Annotated in this window: 21 protein-coding genes; 15 read left to right on the forward strand and 6 right to left on the reverse strand. The window is 70.4% G+C overall.

Annotation, left to right across the window (positions count from 1 at the left end):
* Positions 1 to 142: 142 nt before the first annotated feature.
* Positions 143 to 1,549: an amidase gene (locus FCI23_RS00640; RefSeq protein ID WP_169316646.1), complete on the reverse strand. Its 1,407-nt coding sequence runs from the start codon at positions 1,547 to 1,549 to the stop codon at positions 143 to 145.
* A gap of 122 nt (positions 1,550 to 1,671) precedes the next feature.
* A complete protein-coding gene (locus tag FCI23_RS00645; RefSeq protein ID WP_136721435.1) occupies positions 1,672 to 2,208 on the reverse strand; it encodes an HNH endonuclease in 537 nt (178 codons plus the stop codon).
* A gap of 228 nt (positions 2,209 to 2,436) precedes the next feature.
* Here FCI23_RS00645 and FCI23_RS00650 point away from each other — a divergent pair, with 228 nt between their 5' ends.
* The 14 genes from FCI23_RS00650 to FCI23_RS00720 all read left to right on the forward strand — a co-directional run bounded on the left by FCI23_RS00650 (position 2,437) and on the right by FCI23_RS00720 (position 20,741).
* Positions 2,437 to 3,501, forward strand: coding sequence for a mechanosensitive ion channel family protein (locus tag FCI23_RS00650; RefSeq protein ID WP_136721436.1), 1,065 nt, complete (start codon positions 2,437 to 2,439; stop codon positions 3,499 to 3,501).
* Between the two features lie 177 nt (positions 3,502 to 3,678).
* Complete coding sequence (locus FCI23_RS00655) at positions 3,679 to 4,887, forward strand: ROK family transcriptional regulator (protein WP_136721437.1); 1,209 nt, start codon at positions 3,679 to 3,681, stop codon at positions 4,885 to 4,887.
* Positions 4,888 to 4,977: 90 nt separating this feature from the next.
* Positions 4,978 to 6,312, forward strand: coding sequence for an ABC transporter substrate-binding protein (locus tag FCI23_RS00660; RefSeq protein ID WP_136721438.1), 1,335 nt, complete (start codon positions 4,978 to 4,980; stop codon positions 6,310 to 6,312).
* Positions 6,313 to 6,323: 11 nt separating this feature from the next.
* Positions 6,324 to 7,268, forward strand: a complete 945-nt coding sequence (locus FCI23_RS00665; RefSeq protein ID WP_246143187.1) for a carbohydrate ABC transporter permease — start codon at positions 6,324 to 6,326, stop codon at positions 7,266 to 7,268.
* Positions 7,269 to 7,273: 5 nt separating this feature from the next.
* Positions 7,274 to 8,176 carry a carbohydrate ABC transporter permease gene (locus FCI23_RS00670; protein ID WP_136721440.1) on the forward strand — a complete coding sequence of 301 codons (903 nt, stop codon included), beginning with the start codon at positions 7,274 to 7,276 and terminating at the stop codon, positions 8,174 to 8,176.
* A gap of 93 nt (positions 8,177 to 8,269) precedes the next feature.
* Positions 8,270 to 9,535, forward strand: a complete 1,266-nt coding sequence (locus tag FCI23_RS00675) for a 6-phospho-beta-glucosidase (protein ID WP_136721696.1) — start codon at positions 8,270 to 8,272, stop codon at positions 9,533 to 9,535.
* A 56-nt stretch (positions 9,536 to 9,591) separates the two neighbouring features.
* The gene (locus tag FCI23_RS00680) at positions 9,592 to 10,587 is read left to right on the forward strand and encodes an N-acetylglucosamine kinase (RefSeq protein ID WP_246143188.1); all 996 of its coding nucleotides are present in this window, start codon (positions 9,592 to 9,594) and stop codon (positions 10,585 to 10,587) included.
* Between the two features lie 149 nt (positions 10,588 to 10,736).
* Positions 10,737 to 12,134, forward strand: a complete 1,398-nt coding sequence (locus FCI23_RS56065; protein ID WP_169316647.1) for a hypothetical protein — start codon at positions 10,737 to 10,739, stop codon at positions 12,132 to 12,134.
* 20 nt (positions 12,135 to 12,154) lie between these two features.
* On the forward strand, positions 12,155 to 13,168 hold the full coding sequence (locus tag FCI23_RS00695; protein ID WP_136721443.1) for a glutamate ABC transporter substrate-binding protein: 1,014 nt from the start codon (positions 12,155 to 12,157) through the stop codon (positions 13,166 to 13,168).
* Positions 13,169 to 13,189: 21 nt separating this feature from the next.
* Positions 13,190 to 14,485 (forward strand): hypothetical protein, encoded by a 1,296-nt coding sequence (locus FCI23_RS00700; protein ID WP_136721444.1) that lies wholly within the window; start codon positions 13,190 to 13,192, stop codon positions 14,483 to 14,485.
* A gap of 78 nt (positions 14,486 to 14,563) precedes the next feature.
* Positions 14,564 to 17,281 carry a serine/threonine-protein kinase gene (locus FCI23_RS00705; protein WP_246143189.1) on the forward strand — a complete coding sequence of 906 codons (2,718 nt, stop codon included), beginning with the start codon at positions 14,564 to 14,566 and terminating at the stop codon, positions 17,279 to 17,281.
* A 3-nt stretch (positions 17,282 to 17,284) separates the two neighbouring features.
* A complete protein-coding gene (locus FCI23_RS00710; RefSeq protein WP_136721445.1) occupies positions 17,285 to 18,502 on the forward strand; it encodes a protein phosphatase 2C domain-containing protein in 1,218 nt (405 codons plus the stop codon).
* Positions 18,503 to 18,533: 31 nt separating this feature from the next.
* The gene (locus FCI23_RS00715) at positions 18,534 to 19,883 is read left to right on the forward strand and encodes a VWA domain-containing protein (protein WP_136721446.1); all 1,350 of its coding nucleotides are present in this window, start codon (positions 18,534 to 18,536) and stop codon (positions 19,881 to 19,883) included.
* A 39-nt stretch (positions 19,884 to 19,922) separates the two neighbouring features.
* On the forward strand, positions 19,923 to 20,741 hold the full coding sequence (locus tag FCI23_RS00720; RefSeq protein WP_136721447.1) for an FHA domain-containing protein: 819 nt from the start codon (positions 19,923 to 19,925) through the stop codon (positions 20,739 to 20,741).
* On the opposite strand, the gene FCI23_RS00725 is transcribed toward FCI23_RS00720, so the two are convergent.
* The 4 genes from FCI23_RS00725 to FCI23_RS00740 all read right to left on the reverse strand — a co-directional run bounded on the left by FCI23_RS00725 (position 20,722) and on the right by FCI23_RS00740 (position 22,255).
* Positions 20,722 to 20,886, reverse strand: a complete 165-nt coding sequence (locus FCI23_RS00725) for a hypothetical protein (RefSeq protein WP_322973785.1) — start codon at positions 20,884 to 20,886, stop codon at positions 20,722 to 20,724. The genes FCI23_RS00720 and FCI23_RS00725 overlap by 20 nt on opposite strands.
* Before the next feature lie 66 nt (positions 20,887 to 20,952).
* Positions 20,953 to 21,168, reverse strand: a complete 216-nt coding sequence (locus FCI23_RS00730; protein ID WP_136721448.1) for a DUF397 domain-containing protein — start codon at positions 21,166 to 21,168, stop codon at positions 20,953 to 20,955.
* Positions 21,169 to 21,179: 11 nt separating this feature from the next.
* Complete coding sequence (locus tag FCI23_RS00735) at positions 21,180 to 21,395, reverse strand: DUF397 domain-containing protein (RefSeq protein ID WP_136721449.1); 216 nt, start codon at positions 21,393 to 21,395, stop codon at positions 21,180 to 21,182.
* Positions 21,396 to 21,403: 8 nt separating this feature from the next.
* Positions 21,404 to 22,255, reverse strand: a complete 852-nt coding sequence (locus tag FCI23_RS00740) for a helix-turn-helix domain-containing protein (protein ID WP_136721450.1) — start codon at positions 22,253 to 22,255, stop codon at positions 21,404 to 21,406.
* Between the two features lie 249 nt (positions 22,256 to 22,504).
* On the opposite strand from FCI23_RS00740, the gene FCI23_RS00745 reads away from it, so the two are divergent.
* A complete protein-coding gene (locus FCI23_RS00745) occupies positions 22,505 to 22,951 on the forward strand; it encodes an ATP-binding protein (protein WP_246143190.1) in 447 nt (148 codons plus the stop codon).
* The last annotated feature ends 75 nt before the right edge of the window (positions 22,952 to 23,026 follow it).

The following is a 23,026-nucleotide window of genomic DNA, read 5'->3' on the forward strand; positions in this document are numbered from 1 at the left end:
CTCGGTCCGCCCGCACTCGTGCTCCCGCTCCACTTGGCCCTCCGGGGGTCGGCGGCATCGGACACGTCAGCCATACCCACTGCGTGCGGCGCCATCCCTGCCCGGGGGGCGCAGGCCAGGGATGCGCGGCTTCAGCCGTCGGTCACGGCGCGTTACCGGGAAACAGGTGAGTGAGCGGCGGAAAACGCGCCGGAGGCCCTGCAGCCTCCGCCTGGGCGGCGAGGGCGAGGAGGGGGCCGTCGGCGCGGTGAGGGGCGGCGAGCATGGTGCCGATGGGGAGGCCGGCGGGGGTGTGGTGGAGAGGGAGGGAGATGGCGGGGAGCCCGGCGATGTTGAACGGCGCGGTGAAGGGGGTGAACGCGAGTTGGGCGGCGAAGTCGGCGGCCGGGTCGGAGTCATCGCGGAGGGCCCCGAGGGGAGCCGGGAGCTGGGCGAGGGTGGGGGTGAGGACTGCGTCGTAGGGCGCGACGGCGTCCGCGAGCTTGCGGCCCACGGCCCGGAGCGCCCCGAGAGAGCCCGCGTAGTCGAGGCCGGTCACGGCCCGTCCGCGCTCGCGGAGCCACCGGGTGAGCGGCATGAGTTCACTCTCGCGCTCGGGCGGGACGGGGGGCAGCGCGGCGAGGACGGCCCATACGGGGTCGAAGGCCTGGCGGTCGCCGGGGGCGAGCGGCTGGGGGATGTCGATGATGTCGTGGCCGAGTCCGGCGAGCAGGGCGGAGGCCTTCTCGTAGGCCTCGAGTACTTGCGGGTCCACGTGCACGCCCGGCACGTCGGGTGCGGCCCAGCGGGCGATACGGAGCCGGACGGGCTCGTGGTCGCACCAGTCGAGGAAGGACCGGCGCCCGGGGTCGGGGACGGCCATGACATCGAGCAGCGCCGCCGCGTCGCGCACAGTGCGGGCGATCGGACCGTCGCTGACCAGGTCGCTGACGTCCCGGCCGGGCCCGGCGACCACCACGCCCTGGCTGGGCTTGAGGCCGACGACTCCGCAGCAGCTCGCGGGGATCCGGATCGAGCCGCCGCCGTCGCTGCCGTGCGCGGCCGAGGCCAGCCCGGCGGCCACCGCCACGGCCGCGCCACCGCTGCTGCCGCCGGCGCCGCGCGTCAGGTCGTACGGGGTACGGGCGGGCGGGCCGACCCGGCCCTCTGTGTAGGCGGGGAGGCCGAACTCGGGCGTGTTGGTCTTGCCGAGAAGCACCGTGCCGGCGGCCCGCAGGAGGTCGGTGAGCGGGGTGCCGCTGTCCGCGACACGGTCCGCGAAGGCGGCGGATCCGGAGGTGAACCGGATGCCCGCGACAGGGGTCAGATCCTTCACCGGTACGGACACACCGAGCAGCGGCGGGAGCTCACCGCCGTCCAGCACGAGGCGCTCCGCGCGTTTCGCGTCGTCGAGAGCCCGCTCTGGCGTCACGGTGAGGTACGCGCCGAGGGTGCCGTCGATCCGGTCGATCCGCTCCAGGTAGTGCGCGGTCAGCTCGACCGGCGAGAGCTCCCGGCTCCGGATGGCGGCCGCCTGCCGCACCATGGACAGCTCATGTGGTTCGGCCATCGGACCAGGATAGGCCCGGCCACGCCGGGCAGGACGGGGCCCCGAACCACCGCGGGGGAGCGGTTCGGGGCCCCTCTGTGCCCACGTCTCTGTGCCCACGTCACAACATGAAGGCCCGGATATCAGGCAGATATGCCGTCTATCCGGGCCATCGCGTCGTCCGCGCCGAATGGCTGCAGGTATGGCAGCCAGCGCGGGTCCCTATGCCCGGTCCCGATGATCCGCCAGGCCAGACCGGAGGGCGGCGCCGGTTGATGGCGCATCCCCCAGCCGAGCTCGGCGATATGGCGGTCGGCCTTGACGTGGTTGCACCTACGACACGCGGCGACCACGTTGTCCCACGTGTGCTGGCCTCCGCGGCTGCGCGGGATCACGTGGTCGACGCTGGTTGCGGCGCCTCCGCAGTACGCGCACTTGCCGCCGTCCCGGGCGAACAGGGCCCGCCGGGTCAGTGGCACAGGGCCGCGAAAGGGAACTCGCACGAACTTCGTGAGTTTTACAACACTGGGCGCGGGGAGCGCCCGGGTCGCGCTGTGCATATAGGCGCCGGATTCCTCGAGGCACACAGCCTTCTTGTTAAGTACGAGGATGAGCGCACGGCGGAGCGGTACGACGCCGAGGGGCTCGTACGACGCGTTGAGTACCAGGACATGCGGCACGGGTGCCTCCTTATACGCCGGCGGCGCGTGGCTCGCGCCGGGACGATCTCCCCACAGTGTCCCCGGAAGGCTGGCCGAAGCGCCACCACGTCCGGGTAACGGAGATGAAGTGTTTTTGACCACAGCTCTTTCATCCCCCTGTTGAGGCCGCTTCTCCCTCGAACATGACAACGAGGCACCCGTCGTCGCCCGTTAGTGTGGTTGACCTGCCCTACCGGAGGTTTCCCTGTGTCCGCGTCCACCGCGCCCGGCCCATCCACACCCGCCACTGTCGGCGACGCCCAGAAGTCCGCCACCAATGCGGCGGACTACATAGGGCAGAACTGGGCCGGATGGCTTGAGGCGGGCCTGCGAATCCTGCTGATCGTGGTGATCGCGCTGGTGGTGCGCAGTGTGGTCCGGCGGACGATCAGCAAGCTGATCGAGCGGATGAACCGGGGTGTGGAGGCCGCGACGGCCACCTCCACCGCCCTGAGCGGGCTGCTGGTCAACGCGGAGCGGCGGCGGCAGCGCAGTGAGGCGATCGGCTCGGTGCTGCGGAGCGTCGCGTCTTTTGTGATCCTTGGCACGGCGGCACTGACGGTGCTGTCGGTGCTGCAGATCAATCTGGCTCCGTTGCTGGCCAGCGCGGGAGTCGCCGGCGTCGCGATCGGTTTCGGGGCGCGCAACCTGGTGACGGATTTCCTGTCCGGCGTCTTCATGATCCTTGAGGACCAGTACGGCGTCGGCGATGTGATCGACGCCGGGGTGGCCAGCGGCACCGTGATCGAGGTCGGGCTGCGGGTGACCAAGCTGCGCGGTGACAATGGCGAGATCTGGTACGTCCGGAACGGCGAGGTCAAGCGGATCGGCAACCTCAGCCAAGGCTGGGCGACGGCGATCGTGGATGTGCAGGTCGGCTATCGCGAGGACGTGGAGCGGGCCCGTGCGGTGATCATCTCGGCGGCGGAGGAGATGATGAAGAGCCAGCCGTGGGACGAGGCGCTGTGGGAGCCGGTCGAGGTGCTGGGCCTGGAATCGGTTGCCGCGGACTCGGTCGTCATCCAGGCGCAGGCCAAGACCATGCCGGGCAAGGCGGCGCCGGTGGCACGTGAGCTGCGCTGGCGGATCAAGAAGGCCTTCGACGCAGCCGGGATCACGATCGTCGGCGGAATGCCCATCGCCGAGGCGGAAGAGGGGCCCGCCGAGGTGGCCGCCCCGGCGGCGCATTCAGGCCCCTCGTCGCCGCAGGCGGAGGCCGCGCAGCCGGTCCAGCAGCCGTCCTCCGGCGGCTCGAACGCCCGTAATAAGTAACGCGCACCCGTGAGCGGCTGCCGGCGGCCCCTGCGTGGGCGCCAATAACATTTCGGCCGCCTCATGGCCGGAATCCCTTGACGGACGGCTGAGCGGGCCTTATTTTCCCCTGAACGGATAGGAACCTTTCCTAATAGTTAGAGGAAGCGCGCGGCGCAGCCGCACTCGTGCGGGAGGATGACGCGCATGGCCGGTACCCCAGGAACACCGCGCGTGCTGCGCGCCATGAACGACCGGGCCGCGCTCGACCTCCTGCTGGAGCACGGCCCGCTGTCCCGGACCCGGATCGGCAAACTCACCGGGCTCTCCAAACCGACCGCCTCCCAGCTGCTCTCCCGGCTCGAAGCGGCCGGACTCGTCGTCGCCACCGGCACCACCGCCGGGCGCCCGGGGCCCAACGCCCAGCTGTACGGGGTCAATCCCGCCGCCGCGCACGTCGCCGGGCTGGACGCGACCACCGGGCGGATCCGGGCCGCCGTCGCCGACATCACCGGTGCGACCGTCGGCGAGTACGAACTGTCCACCCCGGGCCGCCGCCGCACCCAGGACACCGTGGAGCAGATCGTCCAGGCGCTCGACGGCGCGGCCAAAGCAGCCGGACTGCACCGCACCGACCTGCACCGGGCCGTCATCGGCACGCCCGGCGCCTTCGACCCCGCCACCGGCCGGCTGCGCTATGCCCGGCACCTCCCCGGCTGGCACTCCCCCACCCTCCTGGAAGAGCTGGCCGCCGCGATCCCCGTCCCCCTGGAGTACGACAACGACGTGAACCTCGTCGCGATCGCCGAGCAGCGGCTGGGCGCCGCCCGCTCGCACGAGGACTTCGTACTCCTCTGGAACGAGGAGGGCATCGGCGCCGCCATCGTCATCGGGGGCCGCCTCCACCGCGGCTGGACCGGCGGCGCCGGCGAGGTCGGCTTCATGCCGGTGCCGGGCACCCCCCTCGTCCGGCAGGTCGCCAAGGCCAACGGGGGCGGCTTCCAGGAGCTGGCCGGCTGTAACGCGGTGCTGCGCGTCGCCCGCGAACTGGGCCTCGAACCCGCGCCGGGACCGCTCGCCGACGCGGCCTCCGCGCTGCTCACCGAAGCGGCCGGGGCCGAGACCGGGCCGCACGCGGAGCTGCTGCACCGCTTCGCGACCGGCCTCGCCGTCGGGCTCGCCTCGCTCGTGACCGTGCTGGACCCCGAACTGATCGTCCTGTCCGGCGGAGTGATCGCCGCCGGAGGAGAACCGCTGCGCTCCCTGGTCCAGGCCGAGCTGGCCGAGCTGGCGGTGCCCCGGCCCCGGCTGCTGCTCGGCGCGGTCCGGGAACACCCCGTCCTGTGCGGGGCGCTGCAGAGCGCCCTCGCCACCACCCGCGACGAGGTGTTCGACACCTCCCGCTGACAGACACCCGCACACACCCGCAACGGACGGGCCATCCGGCCCGCCCGCAGGCCTCGCACACCCTTCAACCGTCCCCCCGGAGGAAGCGCAGTGTCCCGTCTCCAGAAGGCGGCAGCCGCCATAGCGGCCACCGCAGCGATATCCCTGCTGGCGAGCGCGTGTACGGGCTCCAGCAACAACACAGCCACCGACAACCCCAACAAGGACGTGACGATCACCTTCTGGCACGGCTGGACCGCGGCCAACGAGGTGCAGGCGATCAACGCCAACGTCAAGGCGTTCGAAAAGGTGCACCCCAACATCCATGTCAAGGTGCAGGGCAACATCACCGACGACAAGATCAACCAGGCGCTGCGGGCCGGCGGGGCCAACGCCCCGGATGTCGTGTCGTCCTTCACGACCGACAACGTCGGCAAGTTCTGCTCCTCGCATGCCTTCGCGGACCTCACCCCCTACCTGAAGAAGTCCGGCATCGACGCCGCGAAGACCTTCCCCAAGCCGATGCTGGATTACACGCAGTTCCAGGGCACGCGCTGCGCCCTGCCGCTGCTCGGCGACGCCTACGGCCTCTACTACAACAAGGCCGCCTTCAAGGACGCCGGGATCACCTCCCCGCCCAGAACGCTGTCGGAGTTCAAGGCCGACGCGGTCAGGCTGACGAAGTCCAAGGGCGACTCGTACTCCCAGCTGGGCTACATGCCCGACTGGCACGGCTACGAGTCCACCGTCACCCACCTCGGCGCCCAGTGGAGCAACAAGTACTTCGACGCCGACGGCAAGTCCGACGTCGCCAAGGACCCCGGCTTCACCGCGATGTTCAAGTGGCAACAGGACATGGTGAAGTCGCTCGGCGGCTTCACGAAGCTGGAGAAGTACCGGACGACCTTCGGTGACGAGTTCGGCGCCAAGAACCCCTTCCAGACCGGCCAGGTGGCCATGGCCATCGATGGCGAGTGGCGGGCGAGCATGACCAAGGACGCGGGCGTCAAGTTCGGGATCGGCGTCGCGCCCTTCCCGGTCCCCGATGACCAGGCCGGCACCTACGGCAAGGGCTACACCACCGGCACGATCATCGGCGTCGCCAACACCAGCGCGAAGAAGAACGCCGCCTGGGAACTGGTGAAATTCATGACCACGGACACCGACGCGGTCGTCAGCTTCGCCAACGCCATCCACAATGTTCCGTCCACCTTCGCCGCCCTGAAGTCCCCGCAGCTCGACAAGGACCCGAACTTCCGGACCTTCGTCGCGATCGCGCAGAACGCCAATAGCACCACCACTCCTGCCAGTGTCAATGGCGGCGCATATCAGCTGACTTTGCAGGACTTCGGATACGCCAACGAATCCGGTAAGCAGCCCGATCTCGCGGCCGGACTCAAGGGTGTCGACACACAGGTCGACAAGGACATCGCGCAGGCCAAGTGATGAGCGCGACAATGACCGTCCACCCCCTGCTGAGGGCGAAGAAGCGCCGCGAGGCACTGCGCAATCTCGCCTTCCTCTCCCCCTGGTTGATCGGCTTCGGCGTCTTCTTCGCCTACCCGCTGATCTCGACCGTCTACTTCTCCTTCATGAAGTACGACGGCTTCTCCTCCCCCACCTGGAACGGCACCAGGAACTGGTCGTACGTCTTCAACGACTACCCCTTCTTCTGGCCCGCCCTGCGCAACACCCTTTGGCTGGTCGTGGTGATGGTGACCCTGCGGGTCGCCTTCGGCCTCGGCATCGGCCTGCTCATCACCAAGATCAAGACGGGCGCGGGCTTCTTCCGCACCGCCTTCTATCTGCCCTACCTGGCCCCGCCCGTCGCCGCCACCATGGCCTTCGCCTTCCTCCTCAACCCGGGCACCGGCCCGGTCAACAGCCTTCTGGGCAAACTCGGCCTGCCCCAGCCCGGCTGGTTCAACGACCCGAACTGGTCAAAGCCCGGGCTCACCCTGCTGGCGCTCTGGGGCATCGGCGACCTCATGGTCATCTTCATGGCCGCGCTCCTCGACGTCCCCAAGGAGCAGTACGAGGCCGCCGAGCTCGACGGCACCGGACGCTGGTCCCGTTTCCGGTATGTGACGCTCCCGAACATCTCGCCGATAGTGATGTTCGCGGTCGTCACCGGAGTGATCCAGACCATGCAGTACTACACGGAGCCTCTGGTCGCCGGAAAGGTCGCCAGCGGCGTCATCGGCGGCTCCGGCCAGCAGTTCGAGCCCGGCTACCCCGGGCAGTCCACCCTCACCCTCCCCCAGCTCGTCTACAACCTGGGCTTCCAGCGCTTCGACACCGGCTCCGCGTGCGTGATCGCTCTCGTCCTCTTCGCCCTGTCCATGGCCTTCACCGCACTCCTGATGCGCCGCCGCAACGGCTTCCTGTCGGCGGAGGACTGATCCCCATGACCCACGCGACCCTCGCCCCTGAGGCCGCTCCCGCAGCGGCCGCCACCTCCACCCGCGCCAAGCGGGCCCACGACCGCAAGGCCGCGCTCAACTGGATCGCGGTCCACTCGCTCGGCATCGCCGCCGCGCTCTTCTTCGTCCTGCCGTTCGTCTTCGTCTTCCTCACCGGGGTGATGAGCGACAACCAGGCGCTCACCCGCGACCTGTGGCCGAAGACCTGGGAGTGGGGCAATTTCGGCACCGTATGGAACACGCCCGGGTTTCTGACGTGGTGGCGCAATACGCTGATCTACGCCGGGCTCGGGACTGTCCTGTCGGTCCTCTCCAGCCTGCCGGTGGCGTACGCGCTCGCCAAGTTCCGCTTCCGGGGCCGCAATGTGGCGATGATGCTGGTCATCTCGATGATGATGCTGCCCCCGCAGGTCACCATCGTCCCGATGTATCTGTTCTGGGCCAAGCAGCTGCAATTGTCCGGCACCTTGTGGCCGCTGATCATCCCGCTCGCCTTCGGCGACGCGTTCACCATCTTCCTGTTGCGGCAGTTCCTGCTGACGATCCCCAAGGAATACACGGACGCGGCGAAGGTCGACGGGTGCGGCGACTTTCGCACCATGCTCCGGGTCGTGGTGCCGATGGCGAAGCCGGCGATCGCCGCGGTGGCCCTCTTCCAGTTCTTCTACTGCTGGAACGACTACTTCGGGCCGCAGATCTACGCGAGCGACAACCCGGCGGCGTGGACTCTCTCGTACGGTCTGGAGCAGTTCAAGGGCACCCACCACACCGACTGGAATCTGACGATGGCCGCGACCGTGCTGGTCATGGCGCCCGTCATCGTCGTCTTCTTCTTCGCCCAGAGGGCCTTCATCGAGGGGGTCACCCTGACGGGGGTCAAGGGCTGAGCCACCGGGGCGCGCGGGCACTCCGCGCGCCCCGGCCGAACGTCCGGGCCGATGCCCGGAACAACGCATCACCTCACCGAAAGGAAACCCATGGTGAAGCTCGCCGTAGTGGGTGGCGGATCCACCTATACGCCGGAACTCATCGACGGCTTCGCCCGGTTGCGTGACACCCTGCCGGTGAACGAACTCGTACTCATCGATCCCGCCGCGCAGCGGCTGGATCTGGTCGGGGGCCTGGCCAAGCGGATCTTCGCCCGGCAGGGCCATCCCGGCACCATCACCGTCACCTCCGACCTGGACGCCGGCGTCCGGGACGCCGGCGCCGTACTGCTCCAGCTGCGGGTCGGCGGCCAGGCCGCACGCAACGAGGACGAGACCTGGCCGCTGGAGTGCGGCTGCGTCGGCCAGGAGACCACCGGCGCGGGCGGGCTGGCCAAGGCCCTCCGTACCGTCCCGGTCGTCCTGGACATCGCCGAGCGCGTGCGTGAAGCCGCGCCGGACGCCTGGATCATCGACTTCACCAATCCGGTCGGCATCATGACCCGCGCCCTGCTCCAGGCCGGGCACAAGGCGGTCGGGCTCTGCAATGTGGCGATCGGCTTCCAGCGGAAGTTCGCCGCACTGCTCGACGTCACTCCTGGAGAGGTCCACCTGGACCATGTGGGCCTGAACCACCTCACCTGGGAACGCGCGGTACGGATCGGCGGCCCCGGCGGCGAGAACGTCCTGCCCCGGCTGCTCGCCGGGCACGGCGACGCGATCGCCGCCGACCTGCATCTGCCACGTACGATCCTTGACCGGCTCGGCGTCGTCCCCTCGTACTATCTGCGCTACTTCTACGCCCATGACGAGGTCGTGCGGGAGCTGAGGACAAAGCCCTCCCGCGCGGCCGAGGTCGCCGCCATCGAGGCCCAGTTGCTGGACATGTACGCCGATCCGGCACTGGCGGAGAAGCCGGAGCTGCTCGCCAAGCGCGGCGGGGCCTTCTACTCCGAGGCGGCGGTCGCCCTGGCCTCCTCCCTGCTCCGCGACACAGGCGACGTACAGGTCGTCAACACCTACAACAACGGCACCCTGCCCTTCCTCCCCGACAACGCCGTGATCGAGGTCCCGGCGACCGTCGGCGCCTCCGGCACCGCACCCCTGCCGGTCCCTCCCCTGGATCCCCTCTACGCCGGCCTGGTCGCCAATGTCACCGCTTACGAGGACCTCGCCCTCGAAGCCGCCCTCCACGGCGGTCGCGACCGTGTGTTCAAGGCCCTCCTCTCCCACCCCCTCATCGGCCAGTACGAGTACGCCGACGCCCTGACCGACCGTCTGATCGCACACAACCGGGAGCATCTGGCGTGGGCCCGCTGAAATCCCCCGCGGGACCGGCCCCGGGCCCCCGCCACGACTCCACAGGGCAGGCCTTGGTGAACCGCCTGACCAGTCCGCTGGTCCTCGCCATCGACGCGGGCAACAGCAAGACGGACGTGGCGATCGTCGCCGCCGACGGGTCGGTGCTCGGCGCCGCCCGCGGCGGCGGATTCAACCCCCCGGTGGTCGGTACGGAGACCGCCGTAGCGGGCCTCGCCCGGATCGTCGAACGGGCGGCGGCCGAGGCGGGGCTGCCGCTGGACGGCTCCCCGCTGGCCGGACATGTGTCGGCCTGTCTCGCCAACTGCGATCTGCCGGTGGAGGAACAGCAACTGGAAATCGCCGTCCACGACCGTGGCTGGGGCCTGAGCACCCATGTCGCCAACGACACCTTCGCCGTCCTCCGGGCCGGCGTCGACGAACCCCGCGGCGTCGCGGTGGTGTGCGGCGCCGGCATCAACTGCGTCGGCATGCTCCCCGACGGCCGTACCGCCCGCTTTCCCGCGATCGGCCGGATCTCCGGCGACTGGGGCGGCGGCGCCTTCCTCGCCGAGGAGGCCCTGTGGTGGGCCGCCCGCGCCGAGGACGGCCGCGGCGGCCCGACCGCCCTCGCCACCGCCCTCCCCGAGCACTTCGGCCTGACCTCCATGTACGCCCTCATCGGGGCCCTGCATCTGGGGCAGGTGCCGCCCTCCCGCAAGCACGAGCTCACCTCCGTCCTCTTCAGCACCGCCGAATCCGGCGACCCCGTCGCGCGCGCCATCGTCGACCGCCAGGCCGACGAGATCGTCGCCATGGCCACCGTCGCCCTGACCCGCCTCGATCTGCTCCACGACGAAGCCGAGGTGGTCCTCGGCGGCGGGGTCCTCGCCGCCCGCCGCCCGCTCCTGCTCAACGGCATCGCCGAACGCCTCGCCGTAAGGGCGCCCAAGGCCGTGATCCGGGTCGTCACCGCCCCTCCGGTGCTGGGCGCGGCTCTGCTCGGCCTGGACCGCACCGGCGCCCCGGCCGAGGCTCATGCCCGTCTGCGGGCGCACTACGCGGGTAGCTGAGGCGTCCGGTACCGGTCAGATCCTGCCTGTCCGACGATTGAGGACAACCTTCCCGGAACCGAACACCCGCGCTGCGCGTGATCCCTGGTTGGATGTCAGTGCCTGCCGCCATACTGCTGGCCAGGGGATAGACCTGGGGGGAGGCTCAGTTGACGCACACACCTACACCGGTCGCGGTGCCACCCGCGCCGGATCCGCACCGGCCGCATCAACGGCAGCGGGCATGGGCCGAAGTGCCCGGCCGGCTGCGGACGGCGGGGATGACCGAGCCGGGGCGGCTGCGGATCATCGGCTCGCTGCTCGCGCTGCTGCTGGTCGCCTTCGGCACGGTCACCGCCTGGCAGGTCGCCGACCGGTCCGCCGCGGCGGACGATGTGGTCAACCGCAGCGAGCCGCTGAGCGCACAGGCCGCCGACATCTACCGCTCCCTCGCCGACGCGGACACCACCGCCGCCGATGGCTTCCTCGCGGGCGGCCTGGAGCCGCGCGCGGTGCGGCAGCGGTACGAGAACGACATCGCCCTCGCGTCCAGGAACATCGCGGACGCCGCCGCCAAGACCTCCGGTTCCGAAGAGGCCCGCGCCGAGATAGAGCTGCTGAACAGGCAACTGCCGGTCTATACCGGGCTGGTCGAGACGGCCCGCGCCAACAACAAGCAGGGACTGCCGCTGGGCGGCGCCTATCTGCGATACGCCAACGGGCAGATGAGCAACACGATCCTGCCCGCGGCCAAGAAGCTCTGGGACCTCGAGACGGCCCGGCTCAACGACGACTACCGGCGTGCCAAGGCCCTGCCCTGGGCCGCGTGGGGACTGGGTGTCCTGGCGCTCGGCGGCCTGGTCTGGGCGCAGCGCCGCAGCTACCACCGTACGAACCGGGTCTTCAACCAGGGGCTGCTGGCCGGCTCCGCGGCGACCGCGGTGGTGCTGTTGTGGCTGGTGGCCGGGCACAGTGTGGCCCGCCTCCAGCTCGACACCTCCTATAACCAGGGCGCCAAGTCCCTCTCGCTGCTCAACAAGGCGCGGATCGAGTCATTGCAGTCACGCGGCGACGAGAACCTGACGCTGGTGGCCCGCGGTGCCGGCGCGGAGTACGACAACGAGTTCCGCTCCGGGATGCAGTCACTCGCGGGCAAGAACGCGGACGGCCGTACCGGCCTGCTGGCACAGGCACTCGCCCTCGCCAATGACGCGAAAGGCCGCGATTCGATCAAGACGGCGATGAAGGACGCCCAGGCGTGGTGGGCTCTGAACGGCAAGGCCCGCGCCAGTGACGACTCGGGCAACTATCAGGACGCGGTCGCGCAGACAATCGGCGGCGATCTCAAGAGCGGCAAACAGGCCAAGGAGTACACCGGCATCTGCTTCGACGGGGTCGACGCCAGCATCGAGGCGGCCGTCGCCCACGAGCAGCAGGAGTTCCAGCACGCCGCGAACGCCGGGCGCGGTGCGCTGACCGGCCTCGGCGCGGGCGCCGCGCTGCTCGCCGTGCTCGGCGCGACGGGAGCGGTGCTCGGCATCGGGCGACGACTGTCGGAGTACCGGTGAACGGCGGAAGGTGGCGGACGATGGACGGGGCCGATCGGCGCGGCTGGGCGCGCATTCACGGCTGGGGACGGCGCCGGCGCGGCTGGGGCGGAGTGGCCGCGATGGCGGCCGCGTGCGCGGTGGCGGTGGCCGCCACGGCCGCGCCGCTGCACGACACCGCCGACGACGCGGTGCGGCAGGCCCAGAGTACGGCGAGTGTCCAGCAGGCGTCGGCGCAGAACACCTGCGACCACCCCGAGGCGAGCCTCCCGCCGTCCGGCGCGAGCGGCACGTCGGTCCAGCGGATCATCAGGCGCGGCAAGCTGGTCGTCGGCGTCGACCAGAACAGCTATCTGTGGGGCTACCGCGATCCGACCAGCGGGAACATCGTCGGCTTCGACATCGACCTGGTCAAGGCCATAGCCCAGGACATCCTGGGGGACGCCAACGCGGTCACGTACAAGACGGTCCCGACGGCGAAACGTTTTGAAGCGATCCGGAAGGGTGACGTGGACATGGTGGTGCGCACCGTGACCATCAACTGCCAGCGACTCCAGCAGGAGCAGGTGCTCTTCTCCGCCGCCTACTTCGAGGCGGGGCAGCAACTCCTCGTCCCCAAACAGGGGTCGTCCATCACGGCGTTCGACGGCTCGCTGAAGGGTAAGAAGGTCTGCACGGCGGAGGGATCGACCGGCCAGACCAAGCTCGAGGAGGACGGCCACGGAGCGCGCGTCGTGCTCGTACCGAACCAGCTGGACTGCCTGGTCAGGATGCAGCTCGGCCAGGTCGACGCGGTGTTCACCGACAATGCTCTCGCAGCCGGCCAGGCCGCCCAGGACCCGACGACACACCTGGTGGGCAAACGGGTCACCACCGAGTACTACGGCGTGGCCATGAACAAAAACGACAAGGACCTGGTCCGCCGCGTCAACCAAGTGCTCCAGCAATACACCGCTGGCGGCTCCAGCAGCCCCTGGATGCAGGCGTACCGTAAGTGGCTCCAGGCCGATCTGCCCGGCCAGGTCCCACCCCAGCCGCTCTACTCCGGCAACTGAGACGACAGGAAAGTAGGTGCGATGGCGGTCGCGGGACCATCCGGACCGGCGATGAGCCGAGAGGACGTGGACCGTGCGCTGGCACGGCTCGGCGCGGAACACGAGGCCATCGAGTCGTCCCTGCTGGCGCTCCAGGACCACTCCGGCCGCAGGCTCCTGGAAGGCGCCGGCCTCACCGGCACCACGAAGGAGCGCTGGGCCGCCACCGAGCAGGCCATCTCCCTGCTGTGGGCCCACTTCGACGCGTACACCGACGCCCTCGCCAGCGCCCGTGCGCTGCGCCGCCGACGGCGCTGGCCCACCCAGAGCGAGCTCAACGAGCTCACCGACCTGCTGCGCGGCTCCGGCGTCACCGTGGCGGGCTCCGTCCTACCCGACACCGTCACCAGTCTCACTGGTCTCACCGGCCCCGCCCGCCTCAGCGAGCAGCTCAGCCTCGATGAGCTCCTGGAACGGATGAACGGCTGGTACGCCCAGGCCATCGAGATGGTCTCGGCCGCCGACGCCGTCTGGTCCGCGCTCCCGGCCCGGATAGACCTCCTCTCCGCCGAGGTCCAGCGGGTGCGCTCACTCGCCCACTCCATCGGGGTCCGCCCCGGCGCCCACCCCTCCGGCGACGACCTGGAAGAGCTGATCACCGGCCTGGCCGCGCTGCGTGAACAGGTCATCTCCGACCCGCTGGCCTTCTGGACCGCCGGCCGCCGCCCCGACACCGCCCGCTACGACGAGGCCGGCCGCACCCTGGAGGACATCCGCCGCGAGGTCGACGCGGTGCTCCACGTACGCGACGACGTCGACGAGCGGCTACACCGGCTCCGCGACGTCATCTCCCGCGCCGACCGCACCCTCACCGAGGCCCGCAGCGCCCGGGGCGAGGTCCTCGCCAAGATCGCCGCCTCCGAGGTACCCGCCGTGAGCACCCCGTCCGCCGCCCTCCACGAGCAGCTGAACGCCGCCGTCGAGTACCGAAGATCCGCCCAGTGGCACCGCCTCTCGCCGCTCCTGGACAGCCTCGAGGAGCACGCCGACGACGAACTGCTCCGCGCCCGCGACTCCCTGACCGCCGTCACCGCCCCGCTCGCCGTCCGCGCCGAGCTGCGCGGACGGCTCGACGCCTACCGCGCCAAGGTCTCGCGGCACGGCGCCGGCGAGGACCTGCTGCTCATCGAGCGGTACGACCAGGCCCGCCGCCTGCTGTGGAGCGCCCCCTGCGATCTGCGGGCCGCGGAGCACGCCGTACTCCGGTACCAGCAGGCGGTGGCCGAGGTGCTGGTCCCCGGGCCGCCGGCACCCGCGGACCGCCGTGAGGGGCCGTGATAGGCCGTGACGGGCAGCCGGCGGCCGTGACCGGCGTATGAACGTTCCATGGGGGATATGGGGGACAAGGGGAACACCATGAGCAAGTGCCAACGCCCGGACTGCACCGGGACCATCGAGGACGTCGGCAGCGGCGACCTTTACTGCGACACCTGCGGACTCGCCCCGGTGCCGCAGCCCGCCGGCGCCGGGTCATCGCCCGGGCGCGGGAGCGGGACCGGCGGCCGTAACAGTTCCGGCGGCAAGGGGAGTTCGGGCGTCTCCTCCCGGGCCTCCCGCTCCTCCGGCTCCCCCTCGGGCGCCTCGCGCCGCTCCGTCTCCGGGCGGCTGTCCCACGCGCTCAGCGGCAGTACCATCGGCCCCTCGGTGTCCGTGCGCAGCTCCCGTTCCGGCGGCACCGGCCCGACCCGCAGCCGGCTCGGCGCCGGACTGGTGTCCGTACCGACCATCCCGCGGCCCGACCCGGCCGCCGCCGTCCTGGAGAACCCCGAGGTCCCCGAGCGGAAGCGGTACTGCAGCAAGAGCGGCTGCGGCGCGCCCGTCGGACGCAGCCGCGGTGACCGCCCGGGCCGCACGGAGGGCTTCTGCACCAAGTGCGGCCAGCCGTACTCCTTTACGCCCAAGCTGCGGGCGGGAGATGTCGTCCACGGCCAGTACGAGGTCGTGGGCTGCCTGGCGCACGGCGGGCTCGGCTGGATCTATCTCGCCGTCGACCGCGCGGTCAGCGACCGCTGGGTCGTCCTGAAAGGCCTGCTCGACACCGGAGACGAGGACGCGCTGGCCGCCGCCGTCTCGGAGCGGCGGTTCCTCGCCGAGATCGAGCATCCCAACATCGTCCGCATCTACAACTTCGTCGAGCACCTCGACCAGCGCAGCGGCACCCTCGACGGCTACATCGTCATGGCGTACGTCGGCGGCAAGTCCCTGAAGGAGATCGCCAACGAGCGGCGCGGCCCCGACGGCAAGCGCCGGCCGCTGCCGGTGGAGCAGGCCATCGCTTACGCCATCGAGGCGTTGGAAGCCCTCGGCCACCTCCACAGCCGCAATCTGCTGTACTGCGACTTCAAGGTCGACAACGCCATCCAGCAGGAGGACCGGCTCGAACTCATCGACATGGGCGCGGTCCGGAGGATGGACGACCAGGACTCCGCGATCTACGGCACGATCGGCTACCAGGCGCCGGAGGTCGCCGAGCTCGGCCCCTCCGTCGCCTCCGACCTCTACACCGTCGCCCGCACCCTCGCCGTCCTCACCTTCGACTTCCAGGGCTATACGAACTACTTCGTCGACAGCCTCCCCGACCCCGGCAACATCCCCGTCTTCTCGCGGTACGAGTCCTTCTACCGCCTCCTCGTCCGGGCCACCGACCCCGATCCCGGCAAGCGCTTCGGGTCCGCCGAGGAAATGACCGACCAGCTCCTCGGCGTCCTCCGCGAGGTCGTGGCCCTCCAGAGCGGCAAGCCCCGCCCAGCCCTCTCCACCCTCTTCGGGCCGGAACTGCGAGTCGTCGACACCCAGTTGGTCGGCCCCCTGACAGGCGACGCCTCCGTCCTCGGCGCGAACAAGCCTGCGGCACGGCTGGGCCGGAAGCCGTTCCGGGGTGGCCAGGCGAACGGGGGAGCCGCGTCCCGTACCTCGTCGGGAAGGCCGGCGGCTTTCGGCAGCGTCGGCGCACCGGGCACGGGCGGCAGCGTCGCCCTGCCGATGCAGGCCGGCGGCGGCGCGGGGGTGCCGGGCCCGCACGCCGTGGCGGCCACGTACATCCCGACCGCGCCGAGCAGGCCGTACACGGTGCCGGACCGCGCGTCCGGCGCGGCCGTCGCCGGGCAACCGGCCAACGGCGGTGCCGCGGGCCCCGTGCCTGCCGTCGCGCGGCTCAACGCACGGGTCGCGGCCCTCGCGCTGCCCGTGCCGCATGTGGACCCGGCCGACCCCAACGCCGGTTTCCTGGCGGGCCTGGCGGCCGTGGCACCGGCGGAGCTGGCCGCAGCCTTGCGGGCGGCGCCGGTCGACTCCGTGGAGAAGCGGCTGCGGGACCTCAGGGCGCGGCTGGAGATGGACGACCCGGCCGCGGCCTGGCGCGTGCTGCGGGCGCTGGCCGACGACGACCTCGACGACTGGCGCGTGGTCTGGCACCGCGGGCTGGCCGCACTGGCCGCAGGCGACAACGAGATGGCGGCGCTGTCCTTCGACGCCGTGTACGACGCCTTCCCGGGCGAGTCCGCGCCCAAGCTGGCGCTCGGCATCTGCGCCGAGGTGCTGGACCAACTGGACAACGCCGCCGAGTACTACCGGCTGGTGTGGACCACCGACCAGAGCTACGTCAGCGCCGCGTTCGGCCTCGCCCGCGTGCTGCTGGCATCGGGCGACCGGGGCGGGGCCGTGGCCGCGCTGGAGTCGGTGCCGGGGGCCTCGATCCACTTCACGGCGGCCCGGGTCGCCGCGATACGCGCCCGGCTGCGCGAGCGATCACCGCGGGAACCGCTGCTGGAAGACCTGCGGGAGGCAGCAGCCCAGGTGGAGGCGCTACAGCGGCTCGGCATCGACGCCGACCGGCGCGAACAGCTCTCCACCGAAGTGCTGGGCAGCGCACTCGACTGGGTACTCTCCGGCAGCCCCGGCGCCGGCCCGGACGCCACCGGGACCAGACTGCTGGACTGCGGCCTGAACGAACGAGGGCTGCGCTTCGGCCTGGAGCGCTCCTACCGCGTACTGGCCCGGCTCGCCCAGCAGGGCAGCTCAAGGATCGAACTGGTGGAACGCGCCAACCGCTTCCGCCCCCGGACGTGGGTGTAACACATGCCGCAACTGACCGCCTGCCCCTCCTGCGCGGAACCCCTGGAGCCCGACGACAAGTTCTGCGGCCTGTGCGGCGCGGAGCTGCCCTCCCCGGACTCCCTCCCGGCCGGGAGCACTACCGGGAGCACGGCGCCGAGCAAACCCCCCGGGTCCGGACCCCCAGCCGGACCCGCGTCCGGCACCCCGGACGCGTACCACCTCGCCCCGCCCGCCGAGGGCCCCGCCGTGCAGCCGCCACCGCAGCCGACGGCCACCGACCCCCGTGCGAAGCCCCCCGCCATGGAGGCGCCGGGCCCGCCGCAGGCGCTGTGCGTGGCGTGCGGCGTCGGCGGGGTCGACGCCGACGGATACTGCGAGCACTGCGGGCACGCCCAGCCGCGCCCGCGCGACCACCAGGAGCAGGAGCTGGAGGGCGTGGCGGCGGTCAGCGACCGGGGGCTGCGGCACCACCGCAACGAGGACGCCTTCACCGTGTCCGCGACAGCCCTCCCCGACGGCACCCCCGCCGTGGTCGCCGTGGTGTGCGACGGGGTGTCGTCCGCGTACCGCCCGGACGACGCGTCGGCAGCGGCTGCCGAGGCCGCCAACGAGTCCCTGCTCGAAGCACTCCAGCACGGCGCCGCGTTCGCGGACGCCATGCACGACGCCCTGCTCACCGCCGGTCAGGCCGTCACCGACCTCGCTGCCGAGGATCCCGGCCGGGGCCCGGCCCCGCATCACAACGCCCCGGCCTGCACCTGCGTGAGCGCCATCGCCTCCGGCAAGGGCTTCACCGTCGGCTGGATCGGCGACAGCCGCGCGTACTGGATCCCGGACGATCGCGACAACCCCGCCGCCCGCCTCACCGAGGACGACTCCTGGGCGGCCCGGATGGTCTTGGCCGGCCTGATGTCCGAGCATGAGGCATACGCGGACCCTCGTGCCCATGCCATTACCGGCTGGCTCGGGGCGGACGCGGCCGAACTGGAGCCGCACACCGCTTCCTTCGAGCCCGACGGGCCGGGTGTGCTGGTGGTGTGCACCGACGGACTGTGGAACTACGCGGAGTCCGCCGCCGAGTTGGCCTCGGTGGTACCGGCGGACGCACGTACGAATCCGCTGCGCTGCGCGCAGGTCCTGGTGGGGGTGGCGCTCGACGGGGGCGGCCACGACAACGTAACGGTCGCCGTTCTGCCGTTCCCGGCGCCTTCCGGGCGGGCAGAAAACGAACCTGCGTAACCTGCGCAAAGCAGGCTAAGGAGTGTAAGCCATGGCTATCTTCTCCAAGTCGAACGTTCCGCGGTTCGCCGTCGATGTCTATCAGAACGAGTACCTCCCGGAGGGTGGCCGGGAAGTCAATGCGATCGTCACCGTGACCTCGACCGGCGGCGGCACCACCGGTGCCCTGCCGCTGGCCACCCGCTCCCCCTCCCAGATCCCCGGGACCGCTCCCGACGCCGCCGTGGTCATCATGGTCGACTGCTCCGGTTCGATGGACTACCCGCCGACCAAGATGCGCAACGCCCGGGACGCGACCGCCGCCGCGATCGACACCATCCGCGACGGCGTGGCCTTCGCCGTGATCGCCGGTACCCACCTGGCCCGCGAGGTCTATCCGGCCGGCGGCGGCCTGGCCGTGGCCGACTCCGCCACCCGCCACCAGGCCAAGCAGGCCCTGCGCAAGCTCAGCGCGGGCGGTGGCACCGCGATCGGCACCTGGCTGAAGCTCGCCGACCAGCTGCTCGCCACCGCCGACGTCGCGATACGCCACGGCATCCTGCTCACCGACGGCCGCAATGAGCACGAGACGCCTGAAGCGCTGCAGGCCGCGCTCGCCGCCTGTGCCGGAAGCTTCACCTGTGACGCCCGTGGCGTCGGCACCGACTGGGAGGTCAAGGAGCTCACCGCGATCGCCTCGGCGCTGCTCGGCTCCGTCGACATCGTCGCCGACCCCTCCGGCCTGGCCGACGACTTCCGGCAGATGATGGAGACCGCCATGGGCAAGGGCGTCGCCGATGTGGCGCTGCGCCTGTGGACCCCGCAGGGCTCCGAGATCAAGTTCGTCAAACAGGTCGCCCCGACCGTCGAGGACCTGACCTCCCGCCGCACCCAGGCCGGCCCCCGGGCCGGTGACTACCCCACCGGCTCCTGGGGCGACGAGTCCCGCGACTACCACGTCTGCGTCCAGGTCCCCTACGCCGGCGTCGGCCAGGAAATGCTCGCCGCCCGGGTCTCCCTCGTACTCCCCCAGCCGGGCGGCACCACCCACGTTCTCTCCCAGGGCCTCGTACGGGCCCTGTGGACGGATGACATGGCCGCCTCCACCCGCATGAACCCCCAGGTCGCCCATTACACCGGGCAGGCCGAACTCGCCCAGGTCATCCAGCAGGGCCTGGAGGCCCGTAAACAGGGCGATCTCGACTCCGCGACCGCCAAGCTGGGCCGCGCCGTCCAACTCGCCAGCGCCTCCGGCAACGACGACACCGCGAAGCTGCTGGCCAAGGTGGTGGACGTCGTCGACGCCGTGACCGGTACTGTGCGACTGAAGGCCAGGGTGGCCGACGCGGACGAAATGACGCTGGAAACGCGCTCGACGAAAACCGTACGGGTGAAGAAATAGCGCATGCGACACTTAGCGGAGCGGAGGGAGAAAAGCGACATGTCGACTTGCCCGAACGGTCACCAGTCCGGAACCGACGACTGGTGCGAGGTGTGCGGCCACCGCATATCCTCCGCCCCGGCGCCCTCCCCCGCCCCGGCTCCGGTCTACCACCCGGTGCCCCTACCCCTCGCCGAGCCCTGCCCCAACTGCGGCACGCACCGCGAGGGCCTCGCCCAGTTCTGCGAGGAGTGCCGCTACAACTTCGTCACCCACGCCGGCACCGTCTTCGTCCCCCAGTCGCCGCCGGCACCGTCTCCCCCTGTGCCGGAATTTCCGCCCTACCAGCGCTATGAGTCCCAGCGCTCCCGCCCCTCCCAGATGAACCGCCCCGCCGAGCCCATCGCCCCCGAATCCGTCACCACCGGCTCCGGTGACTTCCTCCTCTTCCCGCCCGAAGCCCCCGCCGCCCCGCCGACCTGGACCGCCACCGTCGGCGCCGACCGCGACTACTTCACCGAGATGATGGCCCGCAGCGGCCCCGAGGGCCAAGGCCTCTACTTCCCCACCTACTCCCCCGAGCTCCAGGTCCCCCTCACCGGCACCCAGATCACCATCGGCCGCCGCCGCAACTCCACCGGCGAAGCCCCCGACATCGACCTCGCCCGCGCCCCCGAAGACCCCGGCGTCTCCCACAAACACGCCATCCTCGTCCAGCAACCCGACTCCACCTGGTCCCTCATCGACCAGGACTCCACCAACGGCACCACAGTCAACGGCGCCGAAGACCCCATCGACCCCTTCGTCCCGGTGCCGTTGCAGGACGGCGACCGCGTGCACGTGGGCGCCTGGACGACGATCACGATCCGCCGGGACTGAACACGTCCGCATCCGCGTCTGCGCCTGCGCCTGCTTTGACGGCGCGTATGAACGCGGCGAGTTGGCGCGGGGACGCGGTGATGACGACGTCGGGGGCGGTGCTTTCGCGGAGGCGAATGGCGCCGCTGAAGGCGGCGAGCTCGATGCAGTTACCCGTTGCCGGAGTAGGAGGACTTGCGCCACTCGATCGGTTCGGACACGGCTGGGCCTGTCAGACGTCGTGGGCGATGCCCGGTTCGAACTCCCCCGCTTTAAGGGCGCGTATGAACGCAGCAAGCTGCTGCTGGGAGGCGGTCACGACTGAGTCAGGCGCGTCGCTCTCGCGGAGGCGTATGGTGCCGCCGACGGCGGCAAGCTCGACGCAGTTGCTGCCGTCGTCAGTCCCTCCGGAGAAGGAGGAATTCTGCCAGTGGATCGGTGCGGGCATGGCTGAGCCTCTCAGACGTCGTGGGCGATGCCCGGGTCAAATTCCCCTGCTTTGAGGCTTCGCATGAATGCCCTCAACTCTTTGGCGGACATTATGAGGACGGCATCGGGGGCGTCGCTCTCGCGAAGGTGGATGATGCCGCTGGTCGCGGCGAGTTCTAGGCAGTCGTTGCCGTCCCCGCCGCTGGAGTAGGAGGACTTCTGCCAATTTATCGGCGAGTGCGTCATTGAGCCTCTCACAATTCTCGTGCAATGCGGTAGATGAAATCTCGGGACGCGGCCATCCCGAGTGAGGAGTTCGCCACCTTGCGGAAGAGGGTACGGTGCCGCCTGATCTGCGCTTCCGCGTCTAGCAAGGTCCTATCATGAGCGGCGTCCAGTTGCACCGTATCGAGTTCAGGCACAGGGCCACCCATGTAGAGCATCGAGTACCCGGCACCCCCGAACCAGCTTGCGTTGAAGGGAATCACGCGAATGCTCACTTCCGGCCGATCCGCTGATTCCAGGATGTGGTCGAACTGCTCGCGAGCGATCTTCTCGTCACCGACCCTGATTCGGAGCGCCGCTTCGTGGATCAGCGCATCGAACTCGGGCGGGGAGTCCCGTTCGAACACCACCCGGCGCTGGATGCGGTGCGCAACCCTGGCTTCCAATTGGTGCGGAGTCAGCTCGGGAACAGCGTAGGCGAAGACAGCCCTCGCGTGCGCCTCGGTCTGCATGATCCCTGGGATGTTCGTGATCTGGATCGTGCGCATGCAAGATGCATGGAATTCGAACTCGGACAGATCGAGGAACCCAGGGGACAGCACCCCTCGGAAGTCCTCCCACCAACCCCGCATACGCTCAGTAGCCATGGCTACGAGAGCGCTGACCAGCGCTGCGTCGTCGCACGCGTAGTGAACCGCAAGGCGGCGGATGCGCTCCTCGCTGACACCAACGCGGCCCGCCTCGATATGCGAGATCTGCTGCTGGTCCGTGCCCAGTAGACCGGCAGCGACGCGGGCAGTCAGGCCAGCGTGTTCACGTAACTTTCGGAGTTCTGCGCCCAGTCGCTGCTGACGTGCGGTGGGGGTGCTTCTCGGTGGCATGGATCCCTTCCTATGCGCTCTCCAGAGTGTGCCGCGCAGCTAGGAGCCGATCCACACACGTTCGGGTGAGTAGTAGTAACAAGCTTGCGGCGTAACTAACTTGCGGTCTACGTTCAGTATCGCATCACTCACAGAGCGCAATATCCGTCACGCGGAAGTGCACCGGCCCCGCCGTGCTCAACGGCTGGACACCGGCAACGCCACCGGAGGACGGCCCGAACACCCAAGCACCCACCCGGAGGTACCGCCATGCCCATGGACGCCTGCAACGCCTACCCCCTGCCACCGGACCCCGCCAAGTTCCCGCACGCGTGGACCCTGTACTTCGCCACCACTCCCATCGCCCCGAAGCTGTGCCGCGACTTCGTCGGCAACGTGCTCCGCCTCCTCAATCTCGGCCACCTGGCCGACACCGCAACGCTCTGCACCTCCGAACTCGTCACGAACGCCTGCCTGCACGCCGAGGGGCCGATCCACCTCCTCGTCGCCGCCGAACCCCACCGCGTCCGCATCTGCGTCTACGACAACAACCCCACCCTCCCCACCCCCAGCCGGCCCGCCCCGACCGAGGAGACCGGCCGGGGCCTGCACCTCATCCGCCGCCTGTCCGACGAATACGGCGTCACCCCCGACCAAATCGGCGCCCTCGCCAAGGGCGTCTGGTTCGAACTCGACACCACTCGCACCGCCGCGTGACCCTCGCCCCACCCGGCGCCCTCGCCTTCGGCCTCGCCGCGCCGACCTACGCCATCCCCACCCTCTGCACGCGCG

Origin of the sequence: Actinacidiphila oryziradicis (assembly GCF_005047355.1) — a bacterium.
GTDB classification, from domain to species: Bacteria; Actinomycetota; Actinomycetes; order Streptomycetales; family Streptomycetaceae; genus Actinacidiphila; species Actinacidiphila oryziradicis.

Excerpts from the sequence above, each read along its gene's own strand:
- FCI23_RS00705 (WP_246143189.1), top strand. The coding sequence starts at position 14,564 with ATGAGCAAGTGCCAACGCCCGGACTGCACCGGGACCATCGAGGACGTC.
- FCI23_RS00700 (WP_136721444.1), top strand. The coding sequence starts at position 13,190 with ATGGCGGTCGCGGGACCATCCGGACCGGCGATGAGCCGAGAGGACGTG.
- FCI23_RS00710 (WP_136721445.1), top strand. The coding sequence starts at position 17,285 with ATGCCGCAACTGACCGCCTGCCCCTCCTGCGCGGAACCCCTGGAGCCC.
- FCI23_RS00730 (WP_136721448.1), bottom strand. The coding sequence starts at position 21,168 with ATGCCCGCACCGATCCACTGGCAGAATTCCTCCTTCTCCGGAGGGACT.
- FCI23_RS00640 (WP_169316646.1), bottom strand. The coding sequence starts at position 1,549 with ATGGCCGAACCACATGAGCTGTCCATGGTGCGGCAGGCGGCCGCCATC.
- FCI23_RS00740 (WP_136721450.1), bottom strand. The coding sequence starts at position 22,255 with ATGCCACCGAGAAGCACCCCCACCGCACGTCAGCAGCGACTGGGCGCA.
- FCI23_RS00720 (WP_136721447.1), top strand. The coding sequence starts at position 19,923 with ATGTCGACTTGCCCGAACGGTCACCAGTCCGGAACCGACGACTGGTGC.
- FCI23_RS00735 (WP_136721449.1), bottom strand. The coding sequence starts at position 21,395 with ATGACGCACTCGCCGATAAATTGGCAGAAGTCCTCCTACTCCAGCGGC.
- FCI23_RS00655 (WP_136721437.1), top strand. The coding sequence starts at position 3,679 with ATGACGCGCATGGCCGGTACCCCAGGAACACCGCGCGTGCTGCGCGCC.
- FCI23_RS00670 (WP_136721440.1), top strand. The coding sequence starts at position 7,274 with ATGACCCACGCGACCCTCGCCCCTGAGGCCGCTCCCGCAGCGGCCGCC.
- FCI23_RS00695 (WP_136721443.1), top strand. The coding sequence starts at position 12,155 with ATGGACGGGGCCGATCGGCGCGGCTGGGCGCGCATTCACGGCTGGGGA.
- FCI23_RS00745 (WP_246143190.1), top strand. The coding sequence starts at position 22,505 with ATGCCCATGGACGCCTGCAACGCCTACCCCCTGCCACCGGACCCCGCC.
- FCI23_RS00715 (WP_136721446.1), top strand. The coding sequence starts at position 18,534 with ATGGCTATCTTCTCCAAGTCGAACGTTCCGCGGTTCGCCGTCGATGTC.
- FCI23_RS00665 (WP_246143187.1), top strand. The coding sequence starts at position 6,324 with ATGACCGTCCACCCCCTGCTGAGGGCGAAGAAGCGCCGCGAGGCACTG.